This window comes from Leptospira dzoumogneensis, from assembly GCF_004770895.1.
Taxonomy (GTDB): domain Bacteria; phylum Spirochaetota; class Leptospiria; order Leptospirales; family Leptospiraceae; genus Leptospira_B; species Leptospira_B dzoumogneensis.
The window spans coordinates 322,537-336,452 of the sequence record NZ_RQHS01000012.1 but is presented as its reverse complement, the minus strand read 5'-3'; the positions used below and the strand labels follow the sequence as shown (position 1 = coordinate 336,452).

Genomic DNA, 13,916 nt, shown 5'->3' with positions numbered 1-13,916 from the left:
TATAGATTTTCTCATTCTTCCTCCTTGAACTATATTTATTGTAGTTTCGTAAATTGAAAGCGTTATTACGCCTAACGACCAAGGTGTTCCGACGTTCGCAACGGCACGAGCTTGCGTAAGCAAGCGCAGTGACGGAAGCGAATGTGCCGAAGGCCAAGCGAGTGAGTCGCGAAGCGATCTCCGAGCGGCGCGGAGGCACCGGAAGTTATCCGACGTTTCAGCCACTATTACTAAAAAAATTCAGACCCTACGGAGCTGAAGGATTTACTAAGACGAACTCTGTCCGCCTCTCTACGCTATCATCAAACACCACAGACCACACGGAATGAAAAGCCGAAATCGAAAGATGCACTTCAAAATATGGCGGCTATTAAGAAAAAGCAGCTAATTTATTTGCAAATTACCAGATGCTCGAGTTTAACGAACAAAAACTTCAAAATTAAAAAACAAACAAAAAACTAATTTTGGCTGGAATGTCGGATAACGACCAAGGTGTTCCGACGTTTTGCGTTTGGCACGAGCTTGCCACCGCAAGCGCAGTGACAATGCAAAATGTGGCGTAGCCCGAGCGAGAGTCGCGAAGCGATCTCGAAGCGTAGCGGAAGCACCGACAGTTAGGCGGAGTAACCCAACTAAAAAAGTAGATTTTCTAAACTTCCTTTTTCGGATACTCAGGAAAATATTTAAAAATCATTAGACCTTGTATTATGGGCAGTACCATTAATAGCATTTAGGAGGTCTTGCCGGATATCTTTAAGACATTTTTCGTCAATTTCTTTAACATCTTCTTCGTCTGTAGGACCATGAACCGTTTCTCCAGCTCTAATGTTCCATACTGAGTATACAATGTTTTCAAATATTATTCTTACCTTTTTGTCTTTCGTAGTGACATCTACGGTAAAATCGATATTATTTCGATTTCCCAAAGCGGTTTGCGTTAAGCTGATATTATCGCAGGTATATTTAATATTCGAAACTATTCTTCCATTTACTTTATCTTTTATTTGAACAGCCCAATTTGCATTATTCAAATTCTTAGCAAACCAGATTAAAGCCCGATCATAAGCTTCATCCTTTTTTACGTTTGTTTCAACTATACGAGATGTTTCTCTTAATTGCTTCGGGGCTAAAGTTACACACGACACTAGAATTAACGGAAGAATGGCTCCAAAAATTTTCATTATTATCTCCTACAAAATATCCTGATATAGAATATTCATTATGCACATGTCAAATTATTTTTAATAATTTTCAGTTTGGGTTATTACGCCTAACGACCAGTAATTGTCGAAGTTCCGCGCGTCCGAAGGACTTGGCGCGAGGCTTGCATATGCAAGACGAGTGACAAAGCGGAATTTGGCGAAGCCCAAGCAAGGGTTGCGAAGCAATCCCGAAGCGCCGCGACAATTTTTAGTTATCTGCCGTGCCGCGCGCCCCGGATGTCTAACCGAGCGTAGCCATGGAGGGCTGAGCCGGTTAGGAACCGCCAATAGAATTGCGATCAGATATCCAATAAATCTTTGGGCTTAACCTTTAATCGTTTAGAAAGCTTGAAAATTGAGTTAGCAGTGAAATTAGCCCTGCCCGCTTCAATATCTTGTAAAGTTCTTACAGGAACGGCGTAATCGCCTTCATCCATATTTTCCTGAGTAAGTCCTTTTTCCTTTCGTATTTTTTGAATATTCTTTCCGACTTTTGATAAAAATTCTTCGAAATCCACACACGGTATAATGCGGCATGGTTGACAAAAAGTGAACGCAGTATACCGTGGGGCATGTATTCTTTACGAATCTCTGTTCAAAATGGTTCCTTTATGACGGAAAAATCTAAAAACAAGTCTAAACGTATTGTCCGAAAACAGCCTAAATCGGAGATCATTAGGAGAATTTCCGAGGAAGAAAAGAAAGCATTCTATCATCAACTAAAGGTTGCGAGAATAGAAGCTAATCTTACTCAAGCACAGGTCGCAAAGATGATCAAAAGGAGCAGAAGTCAGGTTTCAAAGATAGAATCCGGGAAAAGTAGATTGTACATGGATGAGTTTTTAAAGTTTATGAAGATTTACAAGAAATCCCCTTTCTTCTTTTACTCAGTATTTACGACTAACGAAGTTATTAAATCACAGAAGAGAGCCCGAGTAAAATCTGCTACGCAGTTTTAACGAGGGCAATTAGAACGAGTTAAGTGAAGATGATGCGTCTCGATCGCGTAGCGTTCGTATTGACTCGTTAATCAAAAACGGAGCAAGCAAAGTATAATTATTCCTTCCTATTTTTCACTTAAGCTATTTTCAATTTCTAATATTGAGAGTTTTGGTAGTATTACTTCTAATTCTTGAAGAATTGTTGTCAGATTTTCTCTCAATATTGTTTCGATTTCTCCCTCATCTTTACCTGATATATCAAAAGAAGATTCAAGATAATTTGAAAGAGCGATTATTCCAATTCTATCGGCAAATCCAATGGAATGTAATTTTAACATTAGATACCTACTAAAGCCTAACTGCAAAAGTAAAGGCCAAGAAGAAATCGTTTCATCAATAATTTGATCTTGTTGAAGGTTTTGTTCTTTCACTCTAATAATAGTAGAAAATACGTTAACTAGTTGATAGGAAATAAGATTATTTACGATATCCAGACATTGATCCACAGAAAGATTATAAGTTTCTGAGATTTCACCATAAGTCATTCCCTTAAGCCATGAGCACGTAATCTCTTTAAGCCTTTCTAATGTTTCAATATAACGAAATTCCCCTTCCTCCACAGTCTCCTTAATTGAAGAAATATATTCTAAATGGCTAAATAAAAATTCAATCCATTCTTCATTAATAGGATCAATCTTTTTAAGCCATATTTCATTATCCAAGTCTGCATTTTCTAATATGCTAAGGTAAAGACGTAAGCTTGATCCACTTTTCTTAATCTTCGGAAAAGATTCATTTGACACACTGCTTTTTATTTTTTCCGAGCGAAGCTGAATTAAATGTTTAAATATACCTCTTTGCCGTTCATTAGATTGAACGTACGAAAAAGTATTTTCAACAAGTCGCGAGGCAATTTCATCCAAAGAAGACAGATCAATATCATTGCCAATTAAATCAAGAATAGCCGAATCGATCGAATCAATAAGCTTTAAAAATTGTTCTTTTTGGTTTTCTATTATATCATTAGTTAATATTAAATTTCTATCCGAAATAGTTTTAGTAATGCTTTCTATTACTTTATATAGATATCCCTTAACTGAGTGGATACTTATATCATTAGAAGCTTGATAGATGGGTTCAAGATCCTCTTGATGGGGAATAATAACAACTCCATTTTTTTCTTTTCCTGCCCTACCGACTCTTCCGAGTAAATTCTTAATTTCTCTATTAGAAAGCGTATGCCAACTTCTATCATATTGCCTTTTTGTCGTATGTATCACCATTGTTTTCAGCGGCAAATTCACACCCTCAGCTAATGTGTTTGTACAAACTACCAATCGTATTTTCTCATCACGAATACAATGCTCTAGAATTTCCCGAACAAACTGCGGCAATGATCCATGGTGAAAGCAAAATCCCATCTTAAGACACTGAACAAGCAAATAATCCTCAGAGAATATATGTGCAGCATATTCGCGCACTACGGTAATATATTCTTTGTCAATAAAATCAAATGGATCATTGTTCTTGATTCCATAATCATTGATTAATCTGACTTGATCAATGATTTCAAAACATAATCCAGAAACACCATTATCGAATTTAGTCGGAGCAAATAATGCTACAGTCCCAGCTGAAAGTGATTTCAAAGCGCATGCAGCAGAAAGGCGTTTTTTCGAAGAATCCCAAAATTTATAAGTATTTTCACGCTGTGTTTTTGGGTTTATAAATTGATAATCTGATTTTCGTAAGAAATTATATAGTTCATATCGTTTCGGTCTCTTATCTTTAGGATTGAAGTGTAAAACGAAACCTTCTTCATCTTCTTCAGAAAGCTGAACAGTGGCGTAATCAAAAAGAGTCGGACGAAAATTTGAGCGAACTATCGTTTCGGATGACCCACCGAGCCAATTGTTGACATCCTCAATATTCGGAACAATTGCCGACAGATAAATGAATCTAATATTTTCTTTTTTGAGAATCTTTAGTCGAGTGAGAAATAATTCGTAATCAAATCCTCTATTTTTATCATCAAGCAAATGTCCTTCATCACAGATTACAAGATCAACGTTATTCAGAACTTCTGGAAATATGTCTTCAATTGCCATCATCTTTTCAGGAGTAACGATAAGCAAATTTGAAGTATCTATTGAGTTTTTCTCAGTAGTAGTCGACACCGAACCTCCATATAATGTTTTTACTCTAAGCCCATACCTTTGTAACTTTTTTGCCAAACTGTGTCGAAGTTCAGAGGCTAAAGATCGGAAAGGAGCAAGGAAAACAATTTTTGATAATGGATTTTTTTTTGCATGGTAATAAATAACAAGTTCACATAATGCGGTTTTCCCAGCACTCGTTGGCATTTGCATTGCGAACGTTTTTTCTGACGCTACTATTCCTTTTTCTATTGCCTCAAGTTGCGAAGGAAAGAAATACCAAATACGTTTTTCAATATTCTCTTTTACGTACTTCTTCCAAAACTTCGTATTATTTTCGATTGTTAACAAGGCACTCCAGAGTGTGTTTTTTTTAAAATACTCGAAAATTGACTTAGCAAGAATGCTTTCAGAGTAAGCTTGAGGGTTAGTGCTTAGACCTTCTTCGGATTTGGTCTCCAAATCTTGCGTAATTTGATCAAGAACAGAAAATTCTCCAGAATTAAGAAATCGAGAAATACTTTTTGAAAATTCATTTTTTGGAAATATATTCCTGCTCAATATTGAAAGAACGAACTGTAACTGTTCTTTTCCTATAAAGTTTTCGAATATCAATCCTTTTACAATCAAGCTAGAAGTTGCAGAAAATCCCGCTAAAAGACGCAAACTTGCAGTCATCAAATAAACTTCATAAATATTTATTCCTGAAAAGGAATTTCCCCCTACAATTGTAAAAGTTTCCATTCCACGTGCGATCGCAATTATCTCTTTGGAATTAATTTCGGTGTATTTGCCTTTGAAAAGATCAATGGCCAGATGATATAGTGAAACATAAAAATCAGGATATTTCTTTACTATCGTGTAGCCTGCGATCGAGTCTTCTTCAATTGAAAAATCAATGTAAGATTGATAAGAAGCAGATTGCGCGATCCAGTTCGAAAGTTTACTCGATATTTCAAGCTTCATCGATTAATTCTCGAAAATAAGTTTCATAGAGTCTCTTAAGGTCATTAATTGAAAGGAGGTAAAGTTTTATTTCATTTGATGGCTTTGCATACCCCTTACTAATCTCCGAGTCAATGTAACTGATGTCGAATATAGCGATTGCGTAATATTCTTGTTTATATGGATAATTGACAGGGTCCTTGAATCTTCGTACTAGAGGTAGATCTGATTGGATATTTTCACGTTCATATTTAGTTTCTATCCAGCTAATTGTCTGCGCAAGACGGGTAAATCGATCCTTTTCGGCTCCGTCTAATGCATCTTGAATTCGGTTTTTTTTCTTTCGCGGCCTCGTAGCACTCATCTTAGATTCGATACAGATAGCTAAATCATTACTGTGAGGGTTCGTTGGATCTTTCGCAAATAAAAATATTACGTCAGAGAACGGAGCCGGAGAGTCTGGATAGTCCTTCCATCTCCATTTTTTTGGTCCGTACAAATCAATCTTTTTAGCAGTATATTCACTTTGTATAAATAAGAAAGAGAATATTTCTCCGAAGTCTCCTGACTTTATTTTTCCTTTAGAAGGTAAAACATTGTCAGCTAAATACCTTTTTCTTTCTTCTATCGATTTTTGAGAGAAGCGCTGTAACTCATCTTCTTTTAAATAAAATTCTTTACCATAAGACTTTATATAATCTTTTATATTAAACCATTCTGATTGATCAATTTCGAATCGAATATAATCATTGATTATCTTTCTAGTAAATTTCTTATGAATGTCCATTGTTAGTTTTTTATAATAAATATTTTTGCCTGCCATGGAGGGCAGGCGCTATAAATGAAGTGGCGCGGCATGGCAGATAACGAAGGATGATTGTCGAAGTTCCGCGCGTCCGAAGGACTTGGCGCGAGGCTTGCTTACGCAAGACGAGTGACAAAGCGGAATTTGGCGAAGCCCAAGCAAGGGTCGTAAAACGACCCCGCAGCGCAGCGACAATTTTTAGTTATCTGCTGTGCCGCGCCCCAAATGTCTAACCGAGCGAAGCCACGGAAGGCGTAGCCGGTTAGGGAATACGCCTCTAACTTTTCTTTAAGTTTTTCTTAAGACTTGAATACTGAGTAATTAGATCCTTAAAAGTGTTTCTCTCTTGTGGAGAAAGATCTAATAGGTTTTTGATAATATCTTTAACACCTTCGGTGTTTTTCATTTGGTTAAATAGTTGATCGTCATCTTTCACTTTGCGAGTAACCCCTTTCGTATAAACGACGGGAGTCACAGGCTGACTATCATCCATCAACCAGTTTAAGTCTGCACCAAATTCTGAATTTAGAAAATAGAGAAAAGATGGTGCAAAGGATTCAATCCTTCCAGTTATTTTACTGTTTAGTCCACCAGGTGTTAAATTCAGTTTTTGGGCTACTTGACGTTGGCTAATTCCTGCAGATTCGAATAGTGCCTTGATCTTCTCGCCGATTAGTTTTACTGAATTTTCGCTAGCCATTCTATATATACAATAAAAATACAGTTTGACAAATATATTCATTATGAATATATTTGATTTATGCATTCAACAGGTGTATATAGGAGAATCCAGGCCAGCTCCAGGGTGAAAAGCAGAAAAAAGGAGCATTTAAAGCGCTCAGGAGCCCAAAAGCAGGCAGATTTAGAAGTTAAGTCCTTAGCTAGTGTCCTTCCGCAATGGAAAGTTTCTAAGAAAGAGAAAGAATACTTCTACAGAGCCTTGAAAACTGCAAGAAAGGAAGCTGGGCTAACTCAAGCTGAAGTAGCAAAGAAATTAAAACGAAGCAGAAGTCATATTTCAAAGATTGAATTAGGACAAAGGCGATTATTTATGGATGAATTTTTGATTTTATATAGGCTTTATGGAAAACCAACTATCTATTTCTATTCAGCCTTTATCAAAAGTAATCTTGTTGAGCAGATTGATTAAGCCCGAGTAAAATCTGCGAAGCAGTTTTAACGAGGGCCATCGAAGCGAGTTTAATGGAGATTTTGCGCCCCGATCGCGAAGCGTTCGGGTGAACCAGTTCGTTTGAACCGGGACAAGCAAATACTATAATATTGTATCAATATAAGAAACTCCCTCTACTTTTCATTACCTCTTTGAGATAGATACCGCCACTATTTTGATTTGGCCTAAATGAGGCCAATTGATCGTCATTGGCAATTTCAATTCTTCGATATAGTTGTAAGTATTCACTTCCATGAAATTTTCCATCATTATCGGATACTGGAATAATATACACATTACCATTCTTTGCTAGGTCGCCTATTCCGGTTTCCCAAGGAACCCACTTAGAATTCATAGCATTCTTAGTTGCTAAAATCCAAAACAAATTTAAATCCTTAATTTTTTCTTTAATCAAGGTTGCAGTATCGCGATTCGTCACTCTTGGCATATTTGAATCTTGCCAGTCAACGTAAATGTTTAAGCCAAATTGCGCAAGATATGATATTAAACCTTCAACAAGTTTTTTGTCCAAATGGCTATGCGATAAAAATATTGTCACATCTGCAGATTGCTTTCTTTGTTCTTTAAAAATTCTATTTTGATTCTTTTCACGATAAATCTCGCGAAATGAAAGAAGTTGCGCTTCTGTTAAGTAAGCCATATCAATTTGCACCTTATAGTCAGATTCATAATTACGATATAATTATTAGTTTCGTCACAAAAATCAGAATCGATAGAGACAAATAGAACCCCCATATTGAAAAAGACTGCAGAGCTTTAATTTGATGTTGATTTAAACTACCATGCGGGACTATCGTATAAAGGTCTGAAACTTTTATTGCTCTATCATGAATCTTTTGCACAAAATCATTATAGGTATTTCGAAATCCTTTTTCTAAAGCCAAATAATATGCATCCAACGCAAGAAATAATAACGTTGGAATAAGTGCTATATATGAAAACTCAGGCTTTCCTTTATCTGCAACAATTACTAGAACAGCTGAAACAATTGAAATACACCAAGCTTTACAAGAAGAACTATTAGTCGCCATTCTTTCTATAACTGTTTGTAAAATTTGCAAATGTGATTGAACAGAAGGTGACGATTCTTCTATAATTTGATTATTAATTTTTGACCTCATCATTCTATCCAATCCGCAAAATTTTTGTATCCGTCGTCACTCACCCAATCGTATACCTTATACCAACGGCTTAAATTGTATCCATTCCCCCAGTAATCTTCGCCTACGTTGACGTTATAAGACGCGCTACCATCAATTTCATTATACTCAACCCAATCTCCTCCTTTCTTCTCCCAAAGTGTAGCGGTTTTCCCTGTCTTAGAAAAAGTTACTCCAATAAATTCTAACGGGTTAACGCCTTGATACTTTGTGTATCCATCCTTTCCTTTTATTGAATTTATATGTACACCAACTATTGAGTTTCCTTTTTTAAAACTTTTCAGTAGTTCATAACGAACCCAAGGTCTGTCATAAGTTTCTGTTCCTATAAGAACACAAGTCACGGAGGTATTATCTAAACCCTGGTTTATAAGTCTTTTAAGCGCGACTGATCCTTGCTTCTTTGCACTTTCCCAAATTGATGCGTCATAAAAGCCAGCAGCTTCTCTATCTGGTTTTGTTAACCAATGTTGCCTTACAACATTTGCTCTGAAATCTTGAACATCCTTATAGTGAAAACTAAAAAAAACGCGCTTAGCCATTTGATCTTATATACCTAATAATTATTTTTGAAAGTGAATGAATAATGCAGGCACGAAAATAATTCAAGCCTGGTATGGAAAGTCCGAGTAAAGTCTATGAAGCTGTTTTGATGAAAACCATCGAAACAAGTTAAGCGGAAGTTTTGGACCTCGATCGAGTAAGGTTCGAATGAGCCGATTCGAAGAGAATCGATACGAACGTTAATTTCAAATATTATTTTTTACTTGCAGCCTCTTCAACCCATGAACTTAAGTTATTATAACCATCGTTATCTATCCAATCATATAACTTATATCCAAACTCAGATAAACGATAAAATTTCCCATCGTACTTCTCATCATAGTTTGAAGCTTTTGAAGGCAAATCAGCAAACTCTATCCATTTTGAATTCTTCAATTCGTAGAATAGAACTTTCTTACCTTTGTCAGTGATTTTAACACCTAAGCATTCAAACGGATTGCTACCTTTAGTTGCTTTCTTTTTCTCTTGATTTTCTTGATTATGAATATAAATCCCTAACAAGCCATTACTCTTTTCAAAGCTTTTAATTATTTCATAACGAACCCAACGTCTATTACTTGTTTCGGTACCAATCAAAATTGCTGTTACAGAAGTATTACCTAGACCAGAATTAATCATTCGTTTTATACCAACATCACTTGTCTTTTTAGCTTCTTCCCACAATGAAGCATCATAAAATCCAGCATCTTGAATATCTTCTTTTGTAATCCAACTTTTTCTTATTTGGTTAACTCTCCATATATCATTTTGGTAATGAAATGCAAAATATGTTCTTCTCGCCATCGTGCTACTCCTATTTATTGATTACTTCCTTTAGTATGTCCATTACAACTTCAATAATTTCATGGTCTGACTTAGATTTATCATTGAGCATTTTAAAATTCGAAACGAGGCTGGCTGTGTTGTAAGCATATCTATCGAAATTTGAATTAATCTTATTCCAGATTTCTTCTGCGATAAAACCTGTGGAACCAATTGGGATCAAAAACAATCCTTTTTCGAACGCTATTTCAAATTCGGTTACCATTCCATTTGAATTTATAATATTGCCAGATTCTAATTTATTTCCAAAAAGAAAAATTGCAATCCCTGAATATAGGCACAAATCTTCTCTATACTTTTTCCACAATGTGTTTTTATCAATTGATCCGGTTACGTCTTGCGGGAATGGTCTTAGTAATAGTTGGTCGTTAGAACTCTGATTAGGATTTAGATATATTTCTTCCAACGCACCAGTAATTACAGAGCTACCCACGCCAAGACCAAAACCAGAAACTATTTTATATCCCTTCTGAACTAAGGTTTTTGATAAATTATGTATAAAGATTAACGCATCATCTTTTTTTCGCACCCCATAATCGCTTGCCGCACCAGAGATAAAAATTGTTTTACGTTTGTATAAACTTTCCACTTGCTTAAGTGTTTTAGTTATCTCTGAATAGTCAGTTATTCTTATTGCTTTGATATTGAATCTACCTAAATCAGATACAAATAGTTCGAATTTAATTCTATCGTATTCGTATTCTTTTTCATCTGTGTAATCGTCTTTATTAATTTCTTTAATAAAGCAAAAATGCCTTCTTTGATTTGAGTTATATGCAACTCGTATCCGGCCGAGAATATAATCAAGATTTGGATCTTTAAAGCTAAAACCAATAAATAAAAAAGTGCGAGAGACTAAAGATCCCGCCAAAGCTATAATAAATTGTCTATACTTTATATGATATGACTCATAATCATCTTTAGTAAGAACAGCTTTATCTGGTGATCCAATATCTCCATGCATCTTATAAACAACTGCATCTCGTTTTGGTTTTGTATAAGCAAGTTGTTCAACAGTAGATTTAACATCTGGGATTCGGCCTTGCTTTTCTAATGCTGTTTCTATTAACTTATCATAATTTGTTGTCCAATATTCTTGCACAGGAAATCGAGCAATAATCGCATGATTTTCAGTTAGCTTCGCATTCTTAGAAAATTCATCGATCAACAATTGATTAAGCTTGTGTCGATTCGAAGCATTTGCATTTACGTGATATTGGGCAATTGCGACCATATCTGTTTCTTTTTCTATATCTAACTGAATCTCTTTCGCAATAGGCCTCATTAATTCTTTCCACGATACAAAACCCGAAGACATAGAAAATCCAGCACCACAAAAAAGAGCTAAGTTTTCTTCACTTAGCTCTTTTGCAATTTCACTGATATACATTTCTTTCATATATTGCCTATTATAGTCATAATATTTTAAACTATTCTCTTACTTGTATAGTGAAAATAGCAGCCTGCCACGGACGGCAGGCGCTATAATGGAAGGGGCACGGCATGGCAGATAACGACCAAGGTGTTCCGACGTTTTGCGTTTGGCACGAGCTTGCCACTGCAAGCGCAGTGACAATGCAAAATGTGGCGTAGCCCGAGTGAGTGGTCGCGTTAGCGATCCACGAACGAAGCGGAAGCACCGTTAGTTAGCCGCCGTGGGGATTCTTTTTGATTAATTCGATTATTTTATTCTTTTCTTCTTCAGTGGGTTGTTGAACACGATTTACCCGATCATCACGAACACCATCAATTAAAAAATCAAAATCATAAAGTGTTTCCTGCCCAGTGTCCATTCCAAGTCTACGAACAGATAAGGTAATAGTAATTTCTTGTTTTGAATTCGCGTCTTTAAATACGGTAATGACTTGTTTAGGCAAATTATCTTCAATTAGAATTCGTAAATTCCTAATTTCTTTAAATTCCCAAAGAATTGCAAGAATCGTTTCACGATGGAACCAGCCAAGTCCCGCTTTTTCAAAATAATGATTACGTTCAGTAGCTTTGTCATTACATGTTAGCTGTATTTCTGCAAGTAAGGTGAATGGGTAGTTACTGTACATATGAACCGCTGTTACACGTACAAAGAAGAATTTTTTATTAAATAGACCCCAATCAATGCCCCAATCCGTATTCGAATCATTAGATTCAAATCGGCCTAAGGAAGAAGTGGCAGCGTGGGCTAAGGCGTTTCTAAGGTCTTGAAAACCAGATTGAAATGAATTTCGGAAATCAGCATAGAATTTCTCTTTAAGAAAGATAGGTATTTCACAATCTTCTAATAAAACAGGCAAGACCACTACCCGCTTTTCTTCAAGTTCGCGCATTAGAGCAGAATTTAACTCTTTTTTACACCAATCTGATGAAACGGATGCTTTTGAGAGTACAACGCATAAATAATCTGATGATTTTATTGCTGATTGAATCTTATCAATCAAAGAATCACCAACTTTCATTTCCCATCGATCTAACCAAACATGAACCCGCTCGCTTACTAAATTTTTCGCAAGACGATCAACAAAATCATGATCCGTTCTAGAGTAACTAATGAATACAGGCATATTTAATCTCCATGGCGGCTAACGACCAAGGTGTTCCGACGTTCGCAACGGCACGAGTTTGCGCATGCAAACGAAGTGACGGACGCGAATGTGGCGTAGCCCAAGCGAGAGTTGCGAAGCAATCTCGAGCGACGCGGAAGCACCGATAGTTATGCGACGGTCTTTAATTTCTATCAATAGTAATAAGAAAGTCATTTAACTTTGCAAATAAATAACTATCTAATTCTTCATTACGATCTTTTGCATGTAACATATTGCACAGATCTAAGTCGGTAAAAAATAATAGCAATTTTCCTGACTCCTTAAGGACCCCTTTTGCAGCTATGATTGCATTAATTCCAGGGTTTTTTCGACAAATTATTATTCCTACATTTCTTAATGCTTGTTTATACAAGTAGCGCTCTGTAGAATAAATCTGCCCCGGCGACAGCGACTTCGAATAATTTTTAAACTCAAACACCACATACTTACTATGAAAATCTGATGTTAGTTCCGACCAAAAATAGGATTTGTTAGTAACCCTAACAATTAAATCAAATATATTGAGTCCACTGTCAGTCTTTGTTTGAGGAGACCAATCGACCAAATCGTTTTCGAAAAGGTATTTTAAAATTTCTATAACATGATTTTCATATTTTTTAAACTCATCAAAGCCGGGCTTAATCAATTGAAGCCCTTCACAAAGAACTTCTCCTTTCTTTTTATCAGGTTTAGTACTTTTCGCATTAAAAGCCTGGATTTGCGCTGTAAAAGTATTCGATGGCTTTAACTCTTCGTATAATAGAGGGTAGCGAATTCGGGGAATAGAATAGTCTAAAACATTTTCAAATAAATACCGTTCTAATTGCTTTCTGTGAAGAGGCCGAATGGCGGTAAAATCATATAAAGACCGTACATCTAAAACTTTTATTTTATATTTTTTATCGACTTCTTTAATACCTTCATCATCTACAATGGCAGAAACTATGATCACTCCTTTAAAAGGAATAGGATTAGTAAACGAATTCGCATATATATCGAATCTATTAGATACTGAGTTAGCAATTTCCAGAATATTATAGTAGCCCATTGTAGAATGGCTGGTAAATTTCACTTCTACAAATATTGAACTCTTTACATCCTCTAAATCAGTTTCAATTATTAGATCAATATGATCTATTTTCCTAACCTTATATTGGTTCTCGGTTAATATATCAATGATCAACTTAATGAAGTTTTCTTCGGATTTCATATATTTTTAAAGACTGTCGCATAACGACCAAGGTGCTCCGACGTTCGCAACGGCACGAGTTTGCTTTGCAAACGAAGTGACGGAAGCGAATGTGCCGAAGGCCAAGCGAGCGAGTCGCGAAGCGATCTCCGAGCGGCGCGGAGGCACCGGAAGTTATCCGACGTTTCAGCCACTATTACTAAAAAAATTCAGACCCTACGGAGCTGAAGGATTTACTAAGACGAACTCTGTCCGCCTCTCTACGCTATCATCAAACACCACAGACCACACGGAGTGAAAAGCCGGAATCGAAAGATGCACTTCAAAATATGGCGGCTATTAAGAAAAAGCAGCTAATTTA

14 protein-coding genes are annotated in these 13,916 nt (G+C 36.2%); 2 read left to right on the top strand and 12 right to left on the bottom strand.

What is annotated here, in order from left to right:
* Nucleotides 1-683: 683 nt before the first annotated feature.
* Complete coding sequence (locus EHR06_RS09380; RefSeq protein WP_135756758.1) at nucleotides 684-1,181, bottom strand: DUF4468 domain-containing protein; 498 nt, start codon at nucleotides 1,179-1,181, stop codon at nucleotides 684-686.
* A 320-nt stretch (nucleotides 1,182-1,501) separates the two neighbouring features.
* On the bottom strand, nucleotides 1,502-1,720 hold the full coding sequence (locus tag EHR06_RS09375) for a helix-turn-helix domain-containing protein (RefSeq protein WP_135756757.1): 219 nt from the start codon (nucleotides 1,718-1,720) through the stop codon (nucleotides 1,502-1,504).
* A gap of 54 nt (nucleotides 1,721-1,774) precedes the next feature.
* Between EHR06_RS09375 and EHR06_RS09370 the strand changes: the two genes are divergently transcribed.
* Entirely contained in the window at nucleotides 1,775-2,161 is a 387-nt protein-coding gene (locus EHR06_RS09370) for a helix-turn-helix transcriptional regulator (protein WP_341867505.1), read from the top strand.
* A 107-nt stretch (nucleotides 2,162-2,268) separates the two neighbouring features.
* Here EHR06_RS09370 and EHR06_RS09365 read toward each other — a convergent pair whose 3' ends face one another.
* The 3 genes from EHR06_RS09365 to EHR06_RS09355 form a co-directional block, all read right to left on the bottom strand.
* The gene (locus tag EHR06_RS09365) at nucleotides 2,269-5,265 is read right to left on the bottom strand and encodes a DEAD/DEAH box helicase (RefSeq protein WP_135756755.1); all 2,997 of its coding nucleotides are present in this window, start codon (nucleotides 5,263-5,265) and stop codon (nucleotides 2,269-2,271) included.
* Entirely contained in the window at nucleotides 5,255-6,067 is an 813-nt protein-coding gene (locus EHR06_RS09360; RefSeq protein WP_135756754.1) for a Hachiman antiphage defense system protein HamA, read from the bottom strand. Before EHR06_RS09360 ends, EHR06_RS09365 begins: the two co-directional genes overlap by 11 nt.
* 259 nt (nucleotides 6,068-6,326) lie before the next feature.
* Nucleotides 6,327-6,749 carry a helix-turn-helix domain-containing protein gene (locus EHR06_RS09355; protein ID WP_135756753.1) on the bottom strand — a complete coding sequence of 141 codons (423 nt, stop codon included), beginning with the start codon at nucleotides 6,747-6,749 and terminating at the stop codon, nucleotides 6,327-6,329.
* 105 nt (nucleotides 6,750-6,854) lie between these two features.
* Between EHR06_RS09355 and EHR06_RS09350 the strand changes: the two genes are divergently transcribed.
* Nucleotides 6,855-7,199, top strand: coding sequence for a helix-turn-helix transcriptional regulator (locus EHR06_RS09350; RefSeq protein ID WP_244288553.1), 345 nt, complete (start codon nucleotides 6,855-6,857; stop codon nucleotides 7,197-7,199).
* Nucleotides 7,200-7,335: 136 nt separating this feature from the next.
* On the opposite strand, the gene EHR06_RS09345 is transcribed toward EHR06_RS09350, so the two are convergent.
* From EHR06_RS09345 to EHR06_RS09315, 7 genes are all read right to left on the bottom strand, one after another.
* Nucleotides 7,336-7,881: a toll/interleukin-1 receptor domain-containing protein gene (locus tag EHR06_RS09345; protein ID WP_135756751.1), complete on the bottom strand. Its 546-nt coding sequence runs from the start codon at nucleotides 7,879-7,881 to the stop codon at nucleotides 7,336-7,338.
* Between the two features lie 31 nt (nucleotides 7,882-7,912).
* On the bottom strand, nucleotides 7,913-8,365 hold the full coding sequence (locus tag EHR06_RS09340; RefSeq protein WP_244288552.1) for a hypothetical protein: 453 nt from the start codon (nucleotides 8,363-8,365) through the stop codon (nucleotides 7,913-7,915).
* Complete coding sequence (locus EHR06_RS09335; RefSeq protein WP_135756750.1) at nucleotides 8,362-8,943, bottom strand: TIR domain-containing protein; 582 nt, start codon at nucleotides 8,941-8,943, stop codon at nucleotides 8,362-8,364. The genes EHR06_RS09340 and EHR06_RS09335 overlap by 4 nt, the downstream gene beginning before the upstream one ends.
* A 214-nt stretch (nucleotides 8,944-9,157) precedes the next feature.
* Nucleotides 9,158-9,748: a TIR domain-containing protein gene (locus EHR06_RS09330; RefSeq protein ID WP_135756749.1), complete on the bottom strand. Its 591-nt coding sequence runs from the start codon at nucleotides 9,746-9,748 to the stop codon at nucleotides 9,158-9,160.
* Nucleotides 9,749-9,758: 10 nt separating this feature from the next.
* The gene (locus EHR06_RS09325; RefSeq protein ID WP_135756748.1) at nucleotides 9,759-11,186 is read right to left on the bottom strand and encodes an SIR2 family protein; all 1,428 of its coding nucleotides are present in this window, start codon (nucleotides 11,184-11,186) and stop codon (nucleotides 9,759-9,761) included.
* Nucleotides 11,187-11,433: 247 nt separating this feature from the next.
* Nucleotides 11,434-12,345 carry a toll/interleukin-1 receptor domain-containing protein gene (locus EHR06_RS09320; protein WP_135756747.1) on the bottom strand — a complete coding sequence of 304 codons (912 nt, stop codon included), beginning with the start codon at nucleotides 12,343-12,345 and terminating at the stop codon, nucleotides 11,434-11,436.
* 163 nt (nucleotides 12,346-12,508) lie between these two features.
* Complete coding sequence (locus EHR06_RS09315) at nucleotides 12,509-13,576, bottom strand: hypothetical protein (protein WP_135756746.1); 1,068 nt, start codon at nucleotides 13,574-13,576, stop codon at nucleotides 12,509-12,511.
* Nucleotides 13,577-13,916 lie beyond the last annotated feature (340 nt).